Origin of the sequence: Kribbella ginsengisoli, from assembly GCF_039537185.1 — a bacterium.
Lineage (GTDB): Bacteria > Actinomycetota > Actinomycetes > Propionibacteriales > Kribbellaceae > Kribbella > Kribbella koreensis.
In genome coordinates, this window is record NZ_BAABAA010000002.1 from 265,275 (window position 1) to 285,918 (window position 20,644).

Here is a 20,644-nt window from a genome sequence, read left to right on the forward strand (position 1 = left end):
TTGTCCCTCACTAAGAGTTGAACCGTCCTTGGGTTACTTCCAGGCCATCCGTCATCAGGGACTCGACCGCGTCGGCTGTCCGGTCGACAGCGAACGGGAGGTCCTTGCGTTCGGCTGAGGAGAACTCGTTGAGGACGAAGTCTGCGGGGTTCTGCCGGCCGGGCGGGCGCCCGACGCCGAACCGGACTCGATAGTAGTCGCCGGTGCCAACCGACTTGCGGATCGACTTGAGCCCGTTGTGCCCGTTGTCGCCGCCGCCGAACTTGGCCCGGAGGACGCCGAAGTCGATGTCCAGCTCGTCATGCAGCACGATCATGGACTTCGGCTCGACCTTGAAGAACTTCAGCAGGCCGGAGACCGGTCCGCCGGACTCGTTCATGTAGGACCGGGGCTTGGCCAGGATCGTCCGGATGCCGCTGATCCTGGCCTCCACCACCTCGGCCTTGGCCTGCTTGTGCTGTTTCCAGTTGCCGCCGACCCGGGAGACCAGCTCGTCGGCGACCATCTGGCCGACGTTGTGCCGGGTCTTGGCATAGGAAGGGCCGGGATTCCCCAGCCCGACGACCAACCACACGTCGTCCGCCACGAATCCCGGCCCTTCCTGTTGAAGCTGTTGTACTGCGTACTGCTTACGCCTCGGCGGCGACCGGCTCGTCGCGCTCGATGCCGGCCTCGGCCTCGGCCTCGGCCATCTCGGCGTCGGCCTGGGCCGCGGTCTGCGCGGCGGTGATGTTGACGATCAGGGTCTCCGGCTCGACGGCCAGCGTGGTCCCGGCCGGGAGCTTCAGGTCGGACGCGTGGATCTGGGCGCCGGCGTCCAGGCCCTCGATGGAGACGGTGACGCCATCGGGGATGTGGGTGGCCTCGGCCTCGACCAGAACGGTCGCGTTCTCGAGCACGACCAGGGTCTCGCTGACGGCGTCACCCTCGAGGTGGACCGAGATCTCGACCTGGACCTTCTCACCGCGCTTCACGATGACCAGGTCGACGTGCTCGATGGTGTTCTTGATCGGGTCGCGCTGGACCTGCTTCGGCAGCGCGAGCAGGCTCTCCGAGCCCTCGACCTCGATCAGCAGCAGGGCGTTCGCGGTCTTCAGCGCCAGCATGGTGTCGTGACCGGGCAGCGTGATGTGCACCGGGTCCGTGCCGTGGCCGTACAGAACGGCGGGCACCTTGTGGTCCCGGCGGATACGGCGGGCAGCACCCTTGCCGAACTCCGTGCGCGACTCGGCTTGGATCTTGACCTCGGCCACGAGATGAACTCCTCAAGTGCGTTGCGGTGATTAATCGTCGGTGGTGTTACAAAGTTGCTAGAGCCTCAGCGGGCACGTCTTGACTCCCGTACAGGCGTCAGGCAACGAACCACCGCGTCGATCACGGAGCCGCTCCCGACAGTTCGCGGGTGAGCGCGACTGTGTCCGGGGGGCGTCCCTCGCCGAGGCAACCAAAACAGTTTACCCACGACTCAGCCCAGACAGGAAATCCGTTCTGGGGGTGACTTTGTTCCCTCTGGATCGTGACGACTTTCGGGCGCCGTCCGGGGCAGTTTCGGCATCGCTTACTGAAAATGATTGTCAGATCAGTTAAGTTCCTCCCGTGACCGCCACTCACCCTCGCTCCCCCCTGCCCACCCGCCTCCGAGCCCAACTCAGCACCCTCCTGCGCGCCTGCCGTCGCCCCGGCCCGCTCTCAGCCGGTCTCCGCGCAGGCTTGCTGGCAACTGGCGCGGCGCTCCTGGTCCTCGCTCTCGCGCTGGGCATGGCGCTGCAGCCGTTGCGTTCCTATGCGGGCGGGGCGCCGGAGGTGTTGCGGGCGGTCCATACGGATGCTCTGCACACGACGTACGACGGATCGGTACTGCGGCTGAGCACCCGGATCGGCCTGGGCGAGTACCGCGAGGCGGATCCCGCGAATCTGATCTTCAACCTCGAGGACAAGGCATCCGCCCGGGTCGAACTCCCCGACCTCCCCGCCTTCGCCTTCCTCGGCAAACCCGGCGACCCGGTCTGGATCGCCCCCGAATCCCAGGACCCCGACCTGATCTGGCCCGGCTGGGACACCGAAACCATCACCCCCGGCACCCTCGCCGGCGATGCCGTGGACCTAACCCTCCTGTCGGCATCCGGCCCAGGAAACGTAGAGATCTTCTTCAACTACGACGACTTCACCGGCACCGCCCAACGCCTCTTCTCCGCCGCCGACCCCACCCTCCGAACCCTCCACCAACCAGTAGGCCGCCACGTCCACGCCAACTGGTCCTTCACCGCCCTAGGCACCTACCACCTAGCTTTCCAAGCCACCGCCACCACCACAACCGGCACCCCAATCGCCTCCACCCCCACCACCTACACCTTCGTAATAGGCCCCTACACCCCACCCGGCACTCCCAGCACGCCCACCACCCCACCGGGCACCCCGCCGACCACCTCGACCCCTTCCAACACCCCCACCGCCACACCAACCGGCCCAGGCCACCCGACCCCCACCGGACCAGAACACCCCACCCCAACCGCCCCCGGCCGAACCACCCCGACCGGACCGACGGGACCGACTGGACCGACCGCTCCGACGCCCACCTCAACCCGCACCACCACACCGACTCCGGCGACCACCTCGGCCCGCACCGCCACACCCACTCCGGCGCCCACCACACCCCCGTCGGCCCCGGCCAGCACGCGCCCGCCCAGCACGCCCCCGACCTCGACCTCGACCCCAACCACTCCCCTCTCGCAGCCTCCGCGCTCTTCTGCTTCTTCCGGCGGCGATGAGGAGCACGCGACAAGCGATTCCCCGCCGAACCTCAACAACAGCAACCCGCCACCCGGCTCCCTCCCGCCCTGCCCAACCACCAGCACCCCACCAACCAACCCGACCACCCAGAGCAACCCGACAACCGCACAAACCAACCCACCCGGCACAACCAACTCACCCAGCCCCACAAACCCCTCAACCACCGGCCCGACAAACCCTGCCAACCCCACCAGAACCACCCTCGACAACGGCCACGCCGACTACGCAGTACGCCTCGAAAACGGCCATCTGAACTCCCGCATAAAGGACGGCACCAAACCCGGCACCCCCATCTGGCGCGACCCCTCATCCGTCACCATCAAGCTCACCCCAGCCTCAGCCACCCACGCCCCCGGCGGCGCCTTCAACTTCCTCGGCCCGGCCGGCTCGCCCCTCTGGCAGATCCCCCAAACCCAGAAGGACGGCGTCATCTGGCTCGGCTGGAACACCGAAGAGCTCACCAGCTCCCAGCTCTCCACCCCAGTCGACTGGCGCCTGACCAAGGTCACCGGCCCCGGCACCATCGCCGTCTTCGAGTTCGACTCCTTCGGCCAACCCAAAATCATCTTCAACAGCCGGGACGGCCTCCCCGACATCTACAAAATCCCCCTCGGCACCCACGCCCACGGCAACTGGTCCTTCACCAAACCAGGCACCTACCAAGCAACCTTCACCCACTCAGCCACCCTCACCACCGGCACCCACTCCACTGCCACCTCCACCCTCACCTTCGTAGTCCCCGCCGTCCCCTCCAACGCCTCCAACGGCGCCCACCCCGCAGTCGCCCACACCACCAGCGCGAGCGGCGCAGCTACCGTCGGCGGCACGGATGGCGCGAGTACGACAAGCACCGCCGCGTCCGCGGGCGGCGTAGCTGCAGCGGATGCAACGCACCGCGTAGGCGGCGGAAACTTCGCGGCCGGCATGAGCAGCCCCCATACCGCATTTGATGCGGCGGAGCCAGGTAGCCAGGGTTCGGTGCAGGCTGCGAGCGCGGTGCCCGTGCGAGCGGGCGGGCTGGTTGATCCAGCATCGCCGGCGCGGGCGAACGTGCTGGTTGGTGCGACGTCGCCGGATCGGGCGGTGCTTGCTGCGGGGTCGCAGCTACGAGCGAGCGTGCTGACTGAGGCGACGTCGCCGGATCGGGCGGGGCTTGATGCGGCGGGGCCGGCGGGGAGTCGCACCGGGGTTGCTGGGGTTTCGCCTTCTCGGGGTGTTGTGGAGGGGTGCCGGTTGGCTTCTACGGGGGCTGAGGTTGGGCCTGCGTGGATTGGTGGGGGCGTGACCTTGTTGGTGATCGGGGTTGTGACTCTGGTTGCTACTCGTCGCCGTCGGGGTGACGCGTGAGGCGCGGCAGGCAGGTCAGCGCCGCGGTGGTTGCGTTCGTAGTACTGGCGGCTGCTGGGTGCGCGGGAAGCGCGCCTGGGGCCGGCGGCAAGGTCGACGTGGTGACGACGACTGAGATTTTGGCTGATCTGGTGCAGCGGGTTGGTGGGGATCGGGTGTCCGCCACCTCACTGGTGCCGGCCGGTGGGGATCCGCATTCGTACGAGCCGACGCCCGCGGATGCCAAGCGGGTCGCCAGAGCCGACGTCACCTTCACCAATCACCTGTTGCTGGAACCGCAGTCGCTCATCAAGACGATCGACGCGAACGCCCCGAAGGACGCACCCAACGTCTCGCTCGCGGAGGCAGCTGAGTCGTACGGCGCGCACGTGATCCCGCTCGTCGAGGACATCGGGCTCGACGTGCTCTGGCTCGGCCTGCGCGTACGCGGTACCGGCAAAGCGCGCGGCGCCACCCGCACCTCATCGATCCAGCTCACCGCCACCAAGATCGACGGACCGGGCAAGCTCGTCGCCTACCTCACCGAGTCCCTCGGCCAGCCTGACCTGTACTTCGATTCGAGCAACCCAGCCGACAGTACGACGCTCCCGCCCGCCGCCCATACCCATCTCAACTGGGCGTTCACCAAACCCGGCGTCTACCACCTCACCCTCGAAGGCAAGCTCGACAACGGCCGACCACTCGGCAAGGGCACCTTCACCTTCGCGGTCGGCGTCGAACCGCACCAGGTCGAACCGGCCGACGGCGGCAAAGCGACAGTGCTCGACGACGGGCACACCGACCTCACCGTCGACCTCGACAGCGGCCAGGTCTACGCGTACTCCGATGCGCAGCGCGTCGGCGCGGCGCAATCCGTAGTACCGGCCGGCCGGGTCGTCATCGATGTGCCGGGCAAGGCGCTCGAGACCGTGCCGGACGATCCGCGGTTCGCGTTCCTCGGCAAGGCGGGGGCGCAGATCCATCAGCTCCCGCAGGCGGTGCTCGGCAAGCACGTGCACGGCGAGATCGACCCGCATCTGTGGGAGGACGTGGCCAACGCGAAGGCCTACGTGCAGTTGATTCGCGACACGTTGATCGAGGTCGATCCGCAATCGGCACCCGCCTACAAGACCGACACCGACGCGTACCTGCGTGAGCTCGACGAATTGGACGAGTACGTCCGGTCGCAGCTGGCGAAGATTCCGGCCGACCGGCGGCAGCTGATCACCACGCATGACGCGTTCGGGTACCTGGCTTCGGCGTACCAGCTGAAGGTCGCCGGGTTCGTCGTACCGAATCCGGCGCAGGAGCCGAGCGTCGATCAGGTGCGCAGGCTGTCCGAGACGATCCGCAACCTGAAGGTGCCGGCCGTCTTCACCGAGCCGAACCTGGCGCAGCGCGCGTCCGTGCTGACCCAGGTCGCCCGCGACAACGGCGTCCGGGTGTGCTCGATCTACGGGGATTCGTTCGACGAACACGCCCGGTCCTACGTCGCGATGATGCGGCACAACGCCGACGAGCTGCTGCTCTGCCTGGGGGAATCTCGATGACACCGTTGTTTTTGTTGCCGCTAGCAATCACCTCGATGGCGGCCGCGCCGGCGCCCCCTGACGCGCAGGTGGTGATCGCGGACGGGCACGTCGATCTCGGACCGCGGTTCGTGGACGGCAAGTGGACGATCCAGTTGCGCGACGACACCGCGGATCCGGTCGTCTGGCGGCCGCTGGAGAACGTCGTCGTCCAGGCGACCGGCAAGGCTGAGCTGTCGGTGCCCGCAGATCCGGCCTATGCGTTTCTGGGCAAGACAGGTCAGAAGATCTGGGTGATCCCGCAGGTGCAGCAGCCGGGCGTCGTCTGGCCGGGCTGGAACACGCAGGATCCCGAGGTCGCCAAGCGCGTCGACCGTGAGGTCACCTGGAAGCTCAACGGTGTCGACGGTCCGGGCACGTTCACGCTCTTCCTCAACTCGGACTTCGGCAAGCCCGACCCGGTCTTCGACAGCCGCAAGCCGTTCCCGCAGGAGACCGGTATCGACGTCAACACCCACGTCCACGGCAACTGGACCTTCTCCGCCCCCGGCACCTACCTCCTCGACATCACCATGACAGCCAACCTCACCGACGGCACCACAGTCACCGACCGCCGACCTCTCCGCCTGCACGCCGGCCCCGGCAATCCGCGCGACGCCTTCAAGACAACAACACAGCAAGCAATCGTCGACCCAGCCCCATCGAGTTCAGCCGGCGGAGGACGCACGCTAGACGTTGCTGTGGCTGGGCTTGCCGTGCTGCTGGCGGTCGGCGCCGCCTTCGCCGTACGTCTGCTTGTACGCCGGAAGCGAGCGGCCGCATGAACAGCCGGCGTGACCCAGCGCGACCGAAGGCCGACGCCGACCAGCAGGCGAGCCAGGGCGTGCTGCGCCTTGGTGGGGTTGCTGTTGAGCTTGCAGGGCGGCAGGTGCTGCATGACGTGGATCTACTGGTTGGGCGGGGCGAGCAAGTTGGGCTGATCGGGCCCAACGGGGCCGGGAAGACGACGTTGCTGCGGGCGCTGCTTGGGCTGGTGCCGACCACGCGGGGCAGCATCGCGATCGATGGTCGTACGCCGCGGGAAGCGCGGGGCAGCATCGGGTACGTCCCGCAGCGGCACGAGTTCGTCTGGGACTACCCCGTCGACGTCCGTACCGCCGCGATGACCGGCCGTACCCACCGCATCGGCTGGCTGAGACGACCCGGCCGAGCAGACAAAGCAGCTGTGGACGAGGCGCTGGAGCGGGTTGACCTGGTCGATCTGCGACGCAGGCCTATCGGGGAGCTGTCCGGTGGGCAGCGGCAGCGGGTGCTGGTTGCCAGGGCACTCGCTCTCCGGCCGAAGCTGCTGTTGCTGGACGAGCCGTTCACCGGGCTCGACGTACCGACGCAGGAGATTCTCACCCGGTTGTTCCGGACGTTGACCAGTGAAGGCACCGCCATTCTGATGACGACACACGATCTGCCGGCAGCAGCAGATACCTGCAGCCGGCTGTGCCTGCTCAACGAGACAGTGATCGCCGACGGTTCGCCAGAAGAGCTGCGCGACCCAGCCGTGTGGCTAAGAGCCTTCGGAGTCGCGCGTTCCGAGCAGTTGCTGCACACGCTCGGGGTGGCCCGATGATCGAGTTCTTCACCGAGCCGTGGGACCACGTGTTCATGCAGCGCGCGTTTCTCGTCGTACTGATGTCAGGCGTCGTCTGCGGCGTCATCGGCAGCCACGTCGCACTCCGCGGAATGGCCTTCATCGGTGACGCGGTCGCGCACGCGGTCTTCCCCGGCATCGCGATCGCCTTCGTCCTGCACACCAGCCTGGTCGTCGGCGGCATCGTCGCCGGCCTGATCACCGCACTCTCCGTCGCTGTCTTCTCCCAGAATCGGCGGCTCAAGGAAGACACGGTGATCGGCGTCTTCTTCGCCGCCGCGTTCGGGCTCGGCATCGTGGTGATGAGCACCGCGCCCGGGTACGGCGGATCGCTCGAGTCGTTCCTCTTCGGCTCGGTCCTGGGAATCGGCAACGGCGATGTCGTCACGGTCGCGATCGCCGGCGCCGTCCTGCTCCTGATCACCGGCGCACTCCACAAGGAATTCGTCACCGTGGGCCTCGACCGCGAGACGGCTCACTCGGTCGGCCTGCCCATCTTCTGGCTCGACATGGCCCTCTACGCCATGGTGACGATCGCGATCGTCATCTCCATCCAGGCGGTCGGCAACATTCTGGTCCTCGCCCTACTGATCACCCCGGCTGCCTGCGCCCGGCTCCTGACCGACCGGATCGGCCGCATGATGCTGATCGCGCCACTGATCGGCGCGTTCTCAGGCCTGGTCGGGCTCTACCTCTCCTACGCGTTCAACCTCGCCGCCGGCGGGTTGATCGTGCTGACGGCCACCGCCGTCTTCATCGCCTGCTGGGTGTTCGCGCCCCGGCACGGCCTCCTCAAATTTGCCCAAGTAAGAAAGGAAAGTCATGCGCACAATTAACCGCGTTGCGCTGCCCGCTGTGGCGGTGCTCGCGCTGACCGGCCTGTCCCTGCCGGCCGATGCCAGCCCGAATGTCACCCTCGACCAGGGTCACGTCGACGTGATCGGCATCGCCTTCGAGGACGGCGCCTTCAACCTGCACATCCACGACGAGGAGCACGGCGTCGAGTACGCGCCCTCCGAGGTCGACCTGGTCGCCAAGCCCGGCTCGGAGATCGCAGTCCCCGACAACCCGCAGTACGGATTCCTCGGTACGCCGGGCAGCCGCGCCTGGGTCCTGCCGCAAGTACAGGACCCCGACCTGCTCTGGCCCGGCATCGGCGCCGAGGAGATCGAGCCCGGTGTCTTCAAGGACGATGCGCTGAAGGTCGACGTCATCGACGTCACCGGCCCGGCCGACCTGAGCGTCTTCACCACCGACGCCTTCGGTTCGCCGACCGTACTGGTCGACAGCGGCAACGGACTCCCGGACCGGATCAACACGGCCGCCGGCGGCCACCTGCACGCCAACTGGGCGTTCGAGGCGGCTGGCACGTACAAGGTGAAGGTCAAGGTCTGTGGCACGCTCGCCGCCACCGGCAAGACCGTCTCCGCTGTCGCGACCTACATCTTCAAGGTGAACCAGTGAAGGCCCGGGTGCTCGCAGGCGCCGGTACCGCCGCGCTGGTCGCCATGCTCCAGGTACTGCCCGCACATGCCCTCACCACCATCTCCGCCGGGCACGTGGACGCAGTAGACGTCGACTGGACCGGCTCTGCCCTCACGCTCGACCTGCGCGACGGCACAGTCACCCCCAACGTCGACCGCAACCCGGCTGACGTAGTACTGAATGCAGTGTCGGCCAGTAAGACGACAGTGCCGTCCGGATCGGCGTACAGCTTCCTCGGTACGCCGGGGAGCGCCGTCTGGATCCTGCCGCAGACCCAGGTGAGCAACATCGTCTGGCCGGGCTTCAACACCGAGGGCGTGCCCAGTGGCGCGCTGCAGGGCAACACGCTCAACGTGAAGCTGATCTCGGTCAGCGGACCGGCGGACGTGAGCGTCTACACCACCAGCTCACTCGGCAGCCCGACCATCTGGTTCGACAGCGGCAACGGTCTCCCGGACACCCGGGCGATCGCCATCAACACGCACGCCCACGCCAACTGGGCGTTCGAGGCGGCCGGCACCTACACCGTCGTCTTCGAAGCCACCGGTACCACGGCGGCCGGCGCCGCGGTCACCACCGGCCAGAAGACCTACACCTTCACCGTCCAGCCCTAACCCGATCCGTCGTGGAGGTGCGGCGCCGCACCTCCACGACCTAGGGTTGTGAAAATGAGGATTGTCTCTTTGCTGCCTTCGGCCACCGAGATCTGTTTCGCTCTCGGGGGCGGCGACGACGTTCTCGGCGTGACCTTCGAATGCGACTACCCGGCCGAGGCACGCACCCGGCGGATCGTCTCCACCACCGATCTCCCCGAAGGTCTCACCCCGCTCCAGATCGACACCGCCGTCCGCGAACGCGTCGCCGCCGGCGAGGACCTCTACAAGCTCGACCGCGACGCGCTGCGCGCCCTCGACCCCGATCTCGTCATCACCCAGGATCTCTGCCAGGTCTGCGCGATCGACGTCGACGACGTCGAGGAGGCACTGTCCTACCTCGGCTGCCAGGCCGAGGTGGTGACCACCGACCCACACGACCTCGACGAGGTGTTCGACTCGATCGAGCTGATCGGCAACGCCATCGGCCGCCCGGCCGGCCGCTTCGTCGAGGACCTGCGCAAGCGCCTGGCGAAGGTCCGCATCCAGGGCAGCACGCGGGTGATGCTGCTCGAGTGGACCGACCCACCGTTCGCGCCCGGCCACTGGGTCCCCGAGATGATCGAGTACGCCGGTGGCGTCAGCGTCCTCGGCACGGCCGGCCTCCGCTCCGTACGCACCACCTGGCCCGCCATCGAGGCGGCTCACCCGGAGGTGATCGTCTCGGCCCCCTGCGGCTTCGACCTCGACGCCGCAAGCGCCCTCACCCAAGAGCTACTCGACCAAGGCCACCTGCCGACCGGAGTACCAGTCTGGGCCGTAGACGCCAACGGCTGCTTCGCCCGCCCCGGCCCCCGCCTGGTCGACGGCGTAGAAGCCCTGGCCACCCTCCTCCACAACGGCCCAGTAGACCCGACCGTCGCACGCCGCCTCAGATAACGTCAGCTGTATGACTGATGTGCAGGTGGTGCGGGTGTTCGCGGATCCGGCCGGCAATTTCGGGAACAAGCTCGGGGTGGTGCTCGACGGCGCCTCGATCGCTGACCCAGGCGACCGGCAGAAGCTTGCGGCTGAGCTGGGCTACCCCGAGACGATCTTCTTCGACGATCTCGAGCGGGCCGACTTCAAGATCTACACCCCGGCGGTCGAACTGCCGTTCGCCGGTCATCCGTCGGTTGGCGCGGCGTGGGTGCTCACTCGCGAGCTGGGCAAGGCGCCCGCCGTACTGCGGCCTCCGGCCGGCGAAGTACCCACCTGGCAGGAAGGCGACGACGTCTGGGTCCGCGGCCCTCTCGCCTCAGCACCGCCGTGGTGGCACGAGCGCCTCGACTCCCCCGAGGCCGTCGACCAGCTCACCGGCCCACTCGCCCCGGAGCAGGACGCGACTCAGCTCTGGGCCTGGGAGGACGAGCAGGCGGGCACCGTCCGGGTCCGCGTCTTCGGCCGCCGCTTCGGCATCCCCGAAGACGAGGCCTGCGGTTCAGCCTCGATGCGCCTCGCCGCCGCCCTCGGCCGCCGCCTCACCATCCACCACGGCAACGGCTCGCTCGTCCTCGCTCAGCCCGGTCCGCCGTCGTACGCGGAAGTCGGCGGTCGCGTAGTCACGGACTGACCGCGGGCTCGCAGATGCAGAGTTGAAGCTGCGCATCGGTGGCGAACGGCCGGCCGGACCAGTCGCCGAAGCGTTCGGTGAGGCGGAGGCCGCCGAGGGAGACCAGCAGCGGTAGCTCTTGCGGGAAGATGCTTCTGATCTCGAGCGGTGCGACGACGAAGTCGGGTTCGGAGCCGGTTGAGAGGTACCACGTTCCGCGGGTGACCTGCGCGGGCGCGTCGTAGATCTCCGCGACATCGACGGTCACCTTGCCGCGGTCCGGATCCTCGAACGACAACGACTCCCGGGTACGCCGTACGCCGTCGGCCTCGGCCAGCAATTGCACGCTCGGGTTGAAGACATCGAAGACCAGCCGTGCTCCGGGCGCCAAGTGTCGGCGTACCGACTGGAAGCAGCTCACCAGATCGTCGGCCTCCTGCAGGTGCAGCAGGGAATTGGCGGTGATGTAGACGAAGTCGAAGGTGCGGCCCAGGTCGAAGGACCGCATGTCGCCCTGGATCCATTCGACCGCTACACCGCGCCCGTCCGCCTTCCGCTGAGCCTCGGCCAGCATGTCCGAGGAGAAGTCCAGGCCGACGCACGGATGCCCATCGGCTGCGATCGGGATCAGCTTCTGTCCGGTACCGCAGCCGAGTTCCAGTACGCTCCCGCCTTGCCGGTCGGCCTCGGCCCGGTAGAAGTCGACGGCCGGCCCGCCGCCCGGGAACATCAGGTCGTACAGCCTCGCGTGCGAGTAGAACTCATCACTCATCAAGTCTGCTCCAGACTTTGCGGAGGGCTCGTGCGGCGTCGCCTTCGAGACCGGCGGCGTCCAGCGTCTCCCCCAACTCGTCGAACTCGGGTCCCCAGCGCCACGCCACGCTCCGCAGCGCGTCGGGCAACCCCGGATCCTTCAACGACGCGGCGTCCGCGCGCACCTGCTGGGCCGTCAGTGCGTCGGTGACGCCATGCTTCTCGGCGAGCTGGAAGGCCAGTACCGCGAGGGCGGCTTTTCCCTTGTTGTAAAGCGCGTACGCCGACTTCGCCGCCGACGCCGCTCCAACGGCATCTCCTACGACCATCGGAGTCACCGCAGTTTCGGCCCATAGGTCGGCGGCTGCGGCGGCGGCTGGGCCGGAGAGCATCAGGTGGGTCGGGCTCGGGCCGCCGGTCGGTGGTGGGCCGACTACGCCGGCGTCGACGAAGGTTGCGTCTGGCAATGCGTCTTGGGCTGCTTGGAGGGACTTCGGGGAGAGGGGGTTGGCCTCGATGTAGATTCCGGCGAAGCCTGCTTCTCCCACCAGGCGCGCGACGTCGACGGCGCCCTGGGGTGCACAGGAACAGAGAACGGCGTCGGCGGTCGCGATCGCGTCAGCGAACGTAGTACCGATCAAGCCGGCGGCCTCGGCGCGCTCGACCGATGCCTGGCTGCGGCCGTCCGGCACCCATCGCACTTCGTGGCCTGCGGCAACCAATTGCGCGGCCAGTTGGGAACCCATTGCGCCGGGGTGGAAGACAGAGATTCGCATTCAGCACATCCGTTCGGTCAGTTCTGGCCAAGATATGCCAGTACTGCGAGGACGCGGCGGTTGTGTTCGGCATTCGAGTACAACCCGAGCTTGCTCATGATGCTCGCGACGTGCGTCTCCACGGTCCGCTCGTTGAGCCACAGCCGGCGGCCGACTCCCGCGTTGGTACACCCCTCGGCCATCAACGCGAGCACCTCCTTCTCCCGCGGCGTCAACGCAGCAAGGCGATCCGCCCGCCCCAGCAGCCGCCCGACCACCTCAGGATCCAACGCCGAACCCCCCGCGGCGACCCGCGCCAACGCATCCAGGAACTGGTCGACGTCCAGCACCCGATCCTTGAGCAGATACCCGAACCCGCCAGTGCTCACCAGCTCCACCGAATGCCGCGTCTCCACATGCTGCGACAACAAGACGATCCCGAGCGATGGGTACGACGTCCTGAGCTGCCGCGCCGCCCGAGCCCCGTCATCGGTGTGGTCCGGTGGCATCCGAATGTCGATCACCGCGAGATCCGGCGAGGTCTCCGCCACCACCGTCAACAGACTCACCGCGTCGCCGGCCCGCCCGACCACCTCATGCCCGGCATCGTCGAGCAACCGTGCGAGTCCTTCACGGAACAACGCCGAGTCCTCCCCGATCACGATCCGCACGGCAGCACCGCCTCGATCGTCGTACCGCGCCCAGCCGGACTGTTCATCGACAACGACCCGCCGACCGCCGCGACGCGATCCACCAACCCACTCAGCCCCGAACCAGGCCGCGGGATCGCACCCCCACACCCGTCGTCCTCGACCCGAATCCTCACATCGCCAGCCGACTGCGCCACCCGTACTGCGATCGACGTCGCGCGCGAGTACTTCGCCGCGTTGGCGACCGCCTCGGCGGCCACGAAGTACGCCGTCGTCGCCAGGTCGTCCGGCAACTCCCCAGGCCCGATGTGCAGCTGGACGGGGATCGGCAACGTCTGCGTGATCGCCGCCAGCGCCGCGTGCAACCCGTCGTCGAGGCTGGTCGGCCGCAGCCCGTGCGCAATCTGCCGAAGCTCGGCAATCGCCGTCGCCAGCTCAGCGACACCCTGGTCGAGCAGCCCGTTCACGTCGACCGTCCCGTCGTCGAGGTGGCGCTGCGCCAGCCGCATGGCCATGCCGAGCGAGACGAGTCGCTGCTGGGCGCCGTCGTGGAGATCGCGTTCGAGCCGTCGGCGTTCCTGGTCGCCGGCCTGGACGAGTCGGGTGCGGCTGGCTTCCACCTCACGCAGTGCTCCGGCCAATTCGGCTCGCAGGCGACTGACCTCGACGAGACTTGCGGCGCTGGTCGCGACAGCGCGGAGTACGGCTGGACCGGTCTCGCCTTCCAGCAATCCGATCTGTACGCCGCCGAGCATCACCGGCACGCCACCGCTGATCCCAACCGGGCTGCCCTTGGCGTCGATGAAGCCCGAGGCACCGGGCACCAGCAACCCGACCCGCAGCGTCGGATCCCGCAACGCAGTCTGCAGCGACTTCTCGAGCTCCTCCGGCTGCGCCTGGTCCGTATGGATCCGCCGCTGGAGATCCTCGATCGCCAGCAAGGCGGCGCGGCGAGGTGGATAGAGCCGACGGTCGACCAAGCGTTGCAGGCGTGCGCGCAGGGGTGCGAGGACGAGTGCGCAGGCCGCGGTGGCGATCGCGGCGGCGGTGGCAGATCCCTTGCCCAGGAAGAGTCCCAGGGTCAGCGCGGTCACGGCGTACGTACCGAGCAGAACGACCATGACGATCGCGTAGGTGACCGTGTCGGCGACCACCCGGTCCACGTCGTACAGGTCGTGGCGGAGCATGGCGACCGCAACCGAGGCGGGCAGGGCGATCAGGGTGGCGATGCCGAAGACCGTCGAGACCGAGGCCGTATCGCCGGTGAGGACGATCTCGGTGAGGCAGACGAACGGGTACGTGACGACGGCGAGGCCGGCGAGTGAGAGCCATTTGAGTTGGGCCCGCACGCGACCGGTGGACCGGCGGAAGCGCACGAAGAGTGAGATCGCGGCCGCGATGAAGAGCGCCAGCATCAAGGCGAAGACGACCTCGCTGAGCGCACGGATCGCCAGGGGTGGCCGGCCGAAGGGTCTGGGGAGATCCTGCAATGGCGCTGGGAACGGGATCGTAGCGACGGCTCCGAAACCTTGCTGGGCGAACCCGAGCACCACCAGGCTCACCGCTACCGTCCGCCAGCGACGGCCGGAGAGTAACCCGTCGGGGAAATGGAGGAGGAGCAGAGCAACCGCAACGAAGAGCCACCACCCGCTCTCGTCGAGCAGCGCGACGACGCGACTGTCGAACGGGAGCACGGCTCCGTCGGCCACCACACCGGACGTCGGCGGAACGGCGCCCGGCACACCGGCCGCGGCGACGATCGCGTAGTAGACGTCGCGGGCCGCCAGGAACATGGCGATTGTGCCGACCCAGGTCAGCAGGAGGCCGACCAGGTTGTCGGGGACCTTGCGGTTGATGAGCAGACCTAGGACAGCGATTGCCATGCTGACGGCGCCGAGGACGATGAAGTTGCGGGCGGTGTGCTCGCCGGCAGGGTGGGTGAGCAGCAACGAACCGCTCCCCGCTGCCATCGTCAGGACGAGCAGGAAGAGGCCGAGCGTCGCCCATCGCGGCCACCGCATGTCGTCAGAGTAAGTCCGCGAAGGCCGCCCCGGCTCCGGGTTACCACGGAGATCCGTCTCCGCGCCCGCTCCGATGTGCCCGCCCACCCCCAGCCGCTTCGCTGAGAAGGTCCGCGATTCTGCACCTCAGGGGGTACCAGAAAATGTCCACCGAAACGCTCACCCGCACCGTCGCCCCACGCCGGGTCGGCTACGTCGCCATCGCCCTGGCTCTCACCGCCCTCGCCGCTCTCCCCGGCGGCCTGCTCTGGCCGGAGCCATCAGGCGGCGGCGAGACCTACTCGTACGCCGACATCCAGCCCCACCGCACCCTCTGGTGGGTACTCCTCGTCGCACTGGCCACAAACCTGGTCATCAACGTCCCGGCTCAGGCGCTGCTCACCGTCTACCTCGTCAAGGCACGCGGCGCCGCCTGGGCGGCGGTCGGCGGCATCATCATGTGGATCGGCACCGCCCTGTACGCCGTCGGCGGGGGCCTGTGGGCGTCGGCGTACTACTTCGCCACCGCGCCGGGCGTCGATCCTTCGGTGATCGAGCGGGTCAACGACGACCTGGCGCACATCTTCGGCGCGTTGATCCCCGGCTCGCTACTCGTTGCCATCGGCACCGTTGTCCAGGCGGTCGGGCTGCTGCGCTCGCGCGCCGTCCCGCGCTGGATCCCGGTGCTCTGGCTGACGATCGTGGCGACGTTCGTCGTACCGGGCAACGGGGTCGCCGGTCTGATCACCGCCGTACCGATGACCGCCGCCAGCCTCGGTACGGCGTACTACGCCTGGAAGAAAGCGACGGTCTAGGCGCGACCGTCGAACAGCTTGGTCACCGAGCCGTCCTCGAACACCTCGCGGATGGCTTGGCTGATCAGCGGCGCGATGGTCAGCACGGTCAGCTTGTCGAACTCGCGCTCGGCCGGGATCGGCAGTGTGTTGGTGACGATCACCTCGGTGGCCTGGCAGTTCTTCAGCCGGTCCACTGCCGGACCGGACAGAATCGCATGGGTCGCGGCGATCACCACGCCCGCGGCGCCGTCGGCCATCAGCGCGTCGGCCGCCTTGGTGATGGTGCCGCCGGTGTCGATCATGTCGTCGACCAGGATGCAGACCCGGCCCTTGACCTCACCGACGACCCGGTTGGCGACGGTCTCGTTCGGCCGGTCGATGTCGCGGGTCTTGTGGATGAAGGCCAGCGGCGCGTTGTTCAGCCGGGCCGACCACTGCTCGGCGACCTTGATCCGGCCGGCGTCCGGCGAGACCACGGCCAGCTGCTGCTCGCCGTACTTCTCCCGCACGTAGTCGGTCAGGATCGGCAGCGCCATCAGGTGGTCGACGGGTCCGTCGAAGAAGCCCTGGATCTGCGAGGTGTGCAGGTCGACGCAGATCAGCCGGTTCGCGCCGGCCGTCTTGAACAGGTCGGCCATCAGCCGGGCCGAGATCGGCTCCCGGCCGCGGTGCTTCTTGTCCTGCCGGGCGTACCCGTAGAACGGCAGCACCACGGTGATCCGCTTGGCCGACGCCCGCTTCAGCGCGTCGACCATGATCAGCTGCTCCATGATCCACTCGTTGATCGGCGAGGTGTGGCTCTGGATCACGAACGCGTCCGAGCCGCGGACCGACTCCTCGAACCGGACGTAGATCTCGCCGTTGGCGAAGTCGTACGCCGACGTCGGCACCAGGCCGGAGCCGAGCTCCTCCGCGACCTGCTCCGCCAGGGCCGGATGGGCCCGTCCGGAGAACACCATCAGGTTCTTCTCGGTCGCCCGTTTCATTCCACTCATGGCCGCGCCTCCCGTTGGTCCTTCTCGCCAGTGTCACCCTGGAGCGCCTCTTCCGCAGCCTTCGCGGTCTTGGTACCTGCACGCTTGCGGGCGACCCAGCCCTTGATGTTGCGCTGCCGGACGCGGGCGATGGCGATCTCGCCCGGTCCGACCGGTGTGTCGATCGCGCTGCCGGCCGCGATGTAGGCGCCGTCAGCGATGTCGGCCGGCGCGATCAGCACCGAGTTGCTGCCGACGAACGAGTACTTGCCGATGGTGGAGTGGAACTTGTTGACGCCGTCGTAGTTGGCGAAGATCGTGCCGGCGCCGATGTTCGCGCCCTCGCCGATCGTCGCGTCACCGGCGTACGTCAGGTGCGGGACCTTGGCGCCGTCCGCGATGGCGGCGTTCTTGGTCTCGACGAAGGTGCCGATCTTGCCCTTCACGCCCAGCGTCGTCCCGGGCCTCAGGTACGCGAACGGCCCGACGCTCGCTCCGGCGCCGATCACCGCGCCGAACCCGTGGGTGCGGATGATCGTGGCCCCCTCGCCGACCTCGATGTCGGTCAGCGTCGTGTCCGGGCCGATGGTGGCGCCGGTGGCGACCTTGGTGGCGCCGTGCAGCTGCGTGTTCGGCAGCAGGGTGACGTCGCGGTCGAGGGTGACGGTGGAGTCGACCCAGGTGGTGTTCGGGTCGACCACGGTGACGCCGGCCCGCATCAGGGTGTCGAGGGTGCGGCGGTTCAGCTCGGCGCGCAGGGTGGCCAGCTGGACCCGGTCGTTCACGCCCTCGGTCTGCATCGCGTCCTCGGTGACGTACGCGCCGACCCGCTTGCCGTCGCTCTTGGCGATCGCCAGTACGTCGGTCAGGTACAGCTCGCCCTGCGCGTTGTCGGTGGTGATCCGGGTCAGTCCGTCGCGCAGGGTGGCCGCGTCGAACGCGTAGATGCCGGCGTTGATCTCGTCGATCCGGCGCTGCTCGGGGCTGGCGTCCTTGTGCTCGACGATGGCCGCCACGCTGCCGTCGTCACCCGGGATGATCCGGCCGTAGCCGGTCGGGTCCGGGACCCGCGCGGACAGCACGGTGATCGCGTTGCCGCTGCGCTCGTGCTCGGCGACGAGCTCCTTGAGCGTCTCCGCCTCGAGCAGGGGGACGTCACCCGACGTGACGACGACAGTACCGTCGAAATCGGCCGGTACGGCGGTGAGGCCGGAGCGGACCGCGTCGCCGGTGCCCAGCTGCTGCTCCTGGACGGCGGTACGGACTCCGGGGTCGACCTCGGCCAGGTGCGCCTCGACGAGTTCACGGCCGGTACCGACCACGACCACGAGGTGCTCCGGGGCGAGTGCCCGGGCGGCGACCACGGCGTGCCCGACGAGAGTGCGCCCGCCGATCTCGTGCAGCACCTTGGGGAGGGCGGATTTCATCCGGGTCCCCTGCCCGGCGGCCATGATGATGACGGAGGCAGGACGGTGGGAAGTCACTCGGTCTTCTCCTCGAGTTCCCGGCAAGTTCGGCTGGAACAGCTGTCTACGGACACTCGGAACGGTGCCCTGGTCAGCCTACTTGCTCAGCCGGCGGACCCTCGCACGGACTCCACCAGCCGCTCCTCGGTGAAACCGGTGTATTCCTGCATCAGACGCTCCCTGGCCGCGTCGTTGTAGCCGCGACGGGCGACTTGGCGGTAGTACTCCGTGACCGGTTTCACTCCCGCTTCAGCGATCAACTGCTCCACGGCACGCAGGCTGATGGCCTCATTGACGGGCTCGTCGTCGTCCGGGAGGCGGGTGAGCTGGGCGAGCTGCTGCTTGCTGAGCTCGGCGCGTCTGGCTTGTCGCTCCGCGCTGGGGAGGGCCTGGATTTCGGCGTACTGGGCCATGCCCTCAGCCAGCCAGTGCGGGGCGCCGTCGCCTTGCCTGACGGGGAGGAGGTGCATGAGGACGTGGTTCAGCTGGGCTGGGGTGAGCGTGGTTTGCCGGAGTACGACCCATCCGCCCGCGGGCTGGATGGAGCCGATGGCGGGGCTGAGCATGGCGCGGACCTGGGCCGGCTCGGCGCCGGGGAGGGTCGGCGGGATCTCGGTCAGGACCTGGGGTTCGCGCAGCGCAACGACGTACGGGACGACCTGCAGCTGGCCCGGCCAGATCGCCCTGACCCGCTTGGCCGCCGCGATTGTCTCGGTGGCGAGACGCTGGGCCTTCGCCAGCTGGCCTTGGTTGGTGATGACGACGACGTTGGGCTTCCGCAGTACCGCGATCGGCCCGAAGTCCCATGGCTGCCGATTGGACCCGATCTCGTCGTCAAGCGCCCGATCAGACGTCATCCACAGGCGGCCTTTCCGGATGACATAGCTGTAGCCGACGTCCGTGGCCGCCTGATCGAGCCTGCTGCCTGTCAGCGTGAACCGCATGCTGACCCGGAAGGTGCCCGGCTGACCCTTCAGGTTCTCCCAGGGCTCGGCGCGCCGATAGACCACGCTCATCCCGATCGCCCGGAGATTCCGGAACAACTGCGCCTGCCTCGGTCGCAGCGCCGGCACCACATCCTGCAGAAACAACTTTTCGTTGTTGGTGTCGATGGCGATCCCGCGCCGCGCCAGACTCGCATCCACCGCGCTGGCCAGCACCGGATCCACCTCACCGGTCCGGCTGGGCCACATGGTCTGGAGCGACACCCCACGAGTCGCCTCGCTGGTGAGCCGCGCAGTACTAGCGGCCGGCGTGATCGCCAGCCACAGCCCACCAGCTACCACCAACGCCGCAACGACCGGCGTCAACGCCCCTCGCAACCCACGCACGCGCCCATCGTCACGTACTTACTGTTGGGACACCAATTCCTAGGCCTTGCGATCCCACCCGTGGAACTTCGAATGATCGCCCGAGTCCCAAGCCTCCCGGAGCCCAGGCTTGCTGAGATCCCAGTCCGGCCGAACCTCCGCCGAGGCGGCCCGTAGATCCCGCCACAACTCGTCGGTGGACGGCCGCCCCCAGAACCAGTACCCGTTGTAGACGCTGTGCACGACCAGCCCCGGCTTGAGCACCAACGTGTGCGGAATCATCGGGTCGTTGTCAGGATCCGTGTACTCCTGAATCTCCAGCTCCCGCTGCACGATCCGTCCCGGATCCGACAAGAACGGCCACTGCGCCCCCACCGATGCCCGGAACTCCTGCATCGTGTGATGCACGTCGGTGGTGATCGTCACGATCTTCGTGTAAGCCACCGCCAACTTGGCCTGCATCCCCGCCAACTCCAGATGCTGCAGATGCTCCTTGGGGCAGTAATGCCCCCGAGCCAAGGTCAGAATCATCGGATCCCGCCCCTGAATCTCACTCAACTTCCGAACCACTTCATCCTGATCCGGCAACGAATAGTCCGGAAACACCCCACCCGCAGCAATGTCCGCCCGCATCACAACCACCTCTCGGCCGCCCGATTCCCCGCCCCACCACTCTCCGCCCGAAACCCACCCGGCACCAGCCCCGCTCGCGGGCCCGAGACCACCGTGAAAGGCTCCACCCGGCCGCGTCTATTCGATGTAGCCGGTCGTGGGGTCGACCTGCTTGATGAACGAGCGGATCGACTCCTCCATCGAGGCTGTACTCAGCGGCGACCCGTCTGACGTCGCCGAGCTGAAGCCGTAGCCCGGGTTCGGGCCGGAGATCCAGTCGAAGTGGTAGTGGCCGGGCTGGTCAACCCGTACGTCGAACAGTTCGCCGTCGACCTCGACTCGCTCCGCTTCCATAGGTACAGAAGGTA

21 protein-coding genes are annotated in these 20,644 nt (G+C 67.9%); 10 read left to right on the forward strand and 11 right to left on the reverse strand.

What is annotated here, in order from left to right; genetic code table 11:
• Nucleotides 1-10 precede the first annotated feature (10 nt).
• Together pth and ABD768_RS08580 are read right to left on the reverse strand one after the other, a co-directional pair.
• Nucleotides 11-586 (reverse strand): aminoacyl-tRNA hydrolase, encoded by a 576-nt coding sequence (gene pth / locus ABD768_RS08575; protein WP_343973394.1) that lies wholly within the window; start codon nucleotides 584-586, stop codon nucleotides 11-13.
• 43 nt (nucleotides 587-629) lie between these two features.
• Nucleotides 630-1,253 carry a 50S ribosomal protein L25/general stress protein Ctc gene (locus ABD768_RS08580; RefSeq protein WP_343973397.1) on the reverse strand — a complete coding sequence of 208 codons (624 nt, stop codon included), beginning with the start codon at nucleotides 1,251-1,253 and terminating at the stop codon, nucleotides 630-632.
• A gap of 343 nt (nucleotides 1,254-1,596) precedes the next feature.
• Between ABD768_RS08580 and ABD768_RS08585 the strand changes: the two genes are divergently transcribed.
• The 9 genes from ABD768_RS08585 to ABD768_RS08625 are packed head-to-tail and all read left to right on the forward strand — an operon-like array spanning nucleotide 1,597 to nucleotide 10,980.
• Nucleotides 1,597-4,137 carry a choice-of-anchor M domain-containing protein gene (locus ABD768_RS08585; RefSeq protein WP_344839190.1) on the forward strand — a complete coding sequence of 847 codons (2,541 nt, stop codon included), beginning with the start codon at nucleotides 1,597-1,599 and terminating at the stop codon, nucleotides 4,135-4,137.
• Nucleotides 4,134-5,666, forward strand: a complete 1,533-nt coding sequence (locus tag ABD768_RS08590) for an anchored repeat ABC transporter, substrate-binding protein (RefSeq protein WP_425558412.1) — start codon at nucleotides 4,134-4,136, stop codon at nucleotides 5,664-5,666. The genes ABD768_RS08585 and ABD768_RS08590 overlap by 4 nt, the downstream gene beginning before the upstream one ends.
• The gene (locus ABD768_RS08595) at nucleotides 5,663-6,469 is read left to right on the forward strand and encodes a TIGR03773 family transporter-associated surface protein (RefSeq protein WP_344839192.1); all 807 of its coding nucleotides are present in this window, start codon (nucleotides 5,663-5,665) and stop codon (nucleotides 6,467-6,469) included. The genes ABD768_RS08590 and ABD768_RS08595 overlap by 4 nt, the downstream gene beginning before the upstream one ends.
• Complete coding sequence (locus tag ABD768_RS08600; protein ID WP_344839194.1) at nucleotides 6,466-7,269, forward strand: anchored repeat-type ABC transporter ATP-binding subunit; 804 nt, start codon at nucleotides 6,466-6,468, stop codon at nucleotides 7,267-7,269. Before ABD768_RS08595 ends, ABD768_RS08600 begins: the two co-directional genes overlap by 4 nt.
• The gene (locus ABD768_RS08605; protein ID WP_344839196.1) at nucleotides 7,266-8,126 is read left to right on the forward strand and encodes an anchored repeat-type ABC transporter permease subunit; all 861 of its coding nucleotides are present in this window, start codon (nucleotides 7,266-7,268) and stop codon (nucleotides 8,124-8,126) included. Before ABD768_RS08600 ends, ABD768_RS08605 begins: the two co-directional genes overlap by 4 nt.
• The gene (locus ABD768_RS08610) at nucleotides 8,113-8,754 is read left to right on the forward strand and encodes a choice-of-anchor M domain-containing protein (protein WP_344839199.1); all 642 of its coding nucleotides are present in this window, start codon (nucleotides 8,113-8,115) and stop codon (nucleotides 8,752-8,754) included. The genes ABD768_RS08605 and ABD768_RS08610 overlap by 14 nt, the downstream gene beginning before the upstream one ends.
• Nucleotides 8,751-9,389 carry a choice-of-anchor M domain-containing protein gene (locus tag ABD768_RS08615; RefSeq protein WP_343973414.1) on the forward strand — a complete coding sequence of 213 codons (639 nt, stop codon included), beginning with the start codon at nucleotides 8,751-8,753 and terminating at the stop codon, nucleotides 9,387-9,389. The genes ABD768_RS08610 and ABD768_RS08615 overlap by 4 nt, the downstream gene beginning before the upstream one ends.
• 54 nt (nucleotides 9,390-9,443) lie before the next feature.
• Nucleotides 9,444-10,307, forward strand: coding sequence for a cobalamin-binding protein (locus ABD768_RS08620; RefSeq protein ID WP_344839201.1), 864 nt, complete (start codon nucleotides 9,444-9,446; stop codon nucleotides 10,305-10,307).
• 10 nt (nucleotides 10,308-10,317) lie between these two features.
• On the forward strand, nucleotides 10,318-10,980 hold the full coding sequence (locus ABD768_RS08625; RefSeq protein WP_344839203.1) for a PhzF family phenazine biosynthesis protein: 663 nt from the start codon (nucleotides 10,318-10,320) through the stop codon (nucleotides 10,978-10,980).
• Here ABD768_RS08625 and ABD768_RS08630 read toward each other — a convergent pair.
• The 4 genes from ABD768_RS08630 to ABD768_RS08645 are packed head-to-tail and all read right to left on the reverse strand — an operon-like array spanning nucleotide 10,970 to nucleotide 15,138.
• Complete coding sequence (locus ABD768_RS08630) at nucleotides 10,970-11,731, reverse strand: class I SAM-dependent methyltransferase (protein WP_344839205.1); 762 nt, start codon at nucleotides 11,729-11,731, stop codon at nucleotides 10,970-10,972. The two genes, ABD768_RS08625 and ABD768_RS08630, sit on opposite strands and share 11 nt — an antisense overlap.
• Nucleotides 11,724-12,488 (reverse strand): DUF1932 domain-containing protein, encoded by a 765-nt coding sequence (locus ABD768_RS08635; protein WP_344839207.1) that lies wholly within the window; start codon nucleotides 12,486-12,488, stop codon nucleotides 11,724-11,726. The genes ABD768_RS08630 and ABD768_RS08635 overlap by 8 nt, the downstream gene beginning before the upstream one ends.
• A gap of 17 nt (nucleotides 12,489-12,505) precedes the next feature.
• Nucleotides 12,506-13,138 (reverse strand): response regulator transcription factor, encoded by a 633-nt coding sequence (locus ABD768_RS08640; protein WP_343973429.1) that lies wholly within the window; start codon nucleotides 13,136-13,138, stop codon nucleotides 12,506-12,508.
• On the reverse strand, nucleotides 13,126-15,138 hold the full coding sequence (locus ABD768_RS08645) for a sensor histidine kinase (RefSeq protein ID WP_344839209.1): 2,013 nt from the start codon (nucleotides 15,136-15,138) through the stop codon (nucleotides 13,126-13,128). Before ABD768_RS08645 ends, ABD768_RS08640 begins: the two co-directional genes overlap by 13 nt.
• A 143-nt stretch (nucleotides 15,139-15,281) precedes the next feature.
• On the opposite strand from ABD768_RS08645, the gene ABD768_RS08650 reads away from it, so the two are divergent.
• Nucleotides 15,282-15,932 carry a hypothetical protein gene (locus ABD768_RS08650; protein ID WP_344839210.1) on the forward strand — a complete coding sequence of 217 codons (651 nt, stop codon included), beginning with the start codon at nucleotides 15,282-15,284 and terminating at the stop codon, nucleotides 15,930-15,932.
• Here the strand turns inward: ABD768_RS08650 and ABD768_RS08655 are convergent.
• The 5 genes from ABD768_RS08655 to ABD768_RS08675 form a co-directional block, all read right to left on the reverse strand.
• Entirely contained in the window at nucleotides 15,929-16,909 is a 981-nt protein-coding gene (locus ABD768_RS08655; protein WP_328328431.1) for a ribose-phosphate diphosphokinase, read from the reverse strand. The two genes, ABD768_RS08650 and ABD768_RS08655, sit on opposite strands and share 4 nt — an antisense overlap.
• Complete coding sequence (gene glmU, locus ABD768_RS08660; protein WP_344839212.1) at nucleotides 16,906-18,372, reverse strand: bifunctional UDP-N-acetylglucosamine diphosphorylase/glucosamine-1-phosphate N-acetyltransferase GlmU; 1,467 nt, start codon at nucleotides 18,370-18,372, stop codon at nucleotides 16,906-16,908. The genes ABD768_RS08655 and glmU overlap by 4 nt, the downstream gene beginning before the upstream one ends.
• Before the next feature lie 86 nt (nucleotides 18,373-18,458).
• The gene (locus ABD768_RS08665) at nucleotides 18,459-19,685 is read right to left on the reverse strand and encodes a hypothetical protein (protein ID WP_344839214.1); all 1,227 of its coding nucleotides are present in this window, start codon (nucleotides 19,683-19,685) and stop codon (nucleotides 18,459-18,461) included.
• Between the two features lie 39 nt (nucleotides 19,686-19,724).
• Entirely contained in the window at nucleotides 19,725-20,297 is a 573-nt protein-coding gene (locus ABD768_RS08670) for a redoxin domain-containing protein (RefSeq protein WP_343973443.1), read from the reverse strand.
• Nucleotides 20,298-20,414: 117 nt separating this feature from the next.
• On the reverse strand, nucleotides 20,415-20,630 hold the full coding sequence (locus tag ABD768_RS08675; RefSeq protein ID WP_344839217.1) for a hypothetical protein: 216 nt from the start codon (nucleotides 20,628-20,630) through the stop codon (nucleotides 20,415-20,417).
• Nucleotides 20,631-20,644 lie beyond the last annotated feature (14 nt).

Excerpts from the sequence above, each read along its gene's own strand:
- ABD768_RS08675 (WP_344839217.1), bottom strand. The coding sequence starts at position 20,630 with ATGGAAGCGGAGCGAGTCGAGGTCGACGGCGAACTGTTCGACGTACGG.
- ABD768_RS08620 (WP_344839201.1), top strand. The coding sequence starts at position 9,444 with ATGAGGATTGTCTCTTTGCTGCCTTCGGCCACCGAGATCTGTTTCGCT.
- ABD768_RS08630 (WP_344839205.1), bottom strand. The coding sequence starts at position 11,731 with ATGAGTGATGAGTTCTACTCGCACGCGAGGCTGTACGACCTGATGTTC.
- ABD768_RS08595 (WP_344839192.1), top strand. The coding sequence starts at position 5,663 with ATGACACCGTTGTTTTTGTTGCCGCTAGCAATCACCTCGATGGCGGCC.
- ABD768_RS08600 (WP_344839194.1), top strand. The coding sequence starts at position 6,466 with ATGAACAGCCGGCGTGACCCAGCGCGACCGAAGGCCGACGCCGACCAG.
- ABD768_RS08655 (WP_328328431.1), bottom strand. The coding sequence starts at position 16,909 with ATGAGTGGAATGAAACGGGCGACCGAGAAGAACCTGATGGTGTTCTCC.
- ABD768_RS08645 (WP_344839209.1), bottom strand. The coding sequence starts at position 15,138 with ATGCGGTGGCCGCGATGGGCGACGCTCGGCCTCTTCCTGCTCGTCCTG.
- ABD768_RS08605 (WP_344839196.1), top strand. The coding sequence starts at position 7,266 with ATGATCGAGTTCTTCACCGAGCCGTGGGACCACGTGTTCATGCAGCGC.
- ABD768_RS08625 (WP_344839203.1), top strand. The coding sequence starts at position 10,318 with ATGACTGATGTGCAGGTGGTGCGGGTGTTCGCGGATCCGGCCGGCAAT.
- ABD768_RS08610 (WP_344839199.1), top strand. The coding sequence starts at position 8,113 with ATGCGCACAATTAACCGCGTTGCGCTGCCCGCTGTGGCGGTGCTCGCG.
- ABD768_RS08635 (WP_344839207.1), bottom strand. The coding sequence starts at position 12,488 with ATGCGAATCTCTGTCTTCCACCCCGGCGCAATGGGTTCCCAACTGGCC.
- ABD768_RS08670 (WP_343973443.1), bottom strand. The coding sequence starts at position 20,297 with ATGCGGGCGGACATTGCTGCGGGTGGGGTGTTTCCGGACTATTCGTTG.
- ABD768_RS08650 (WP_344839210.1), top strand. The coding sequence starts at position 15,282 with ATGTCCACCGAAACGCTCACCCGCACCGTCGCCCCACGCCGGGTCGGC.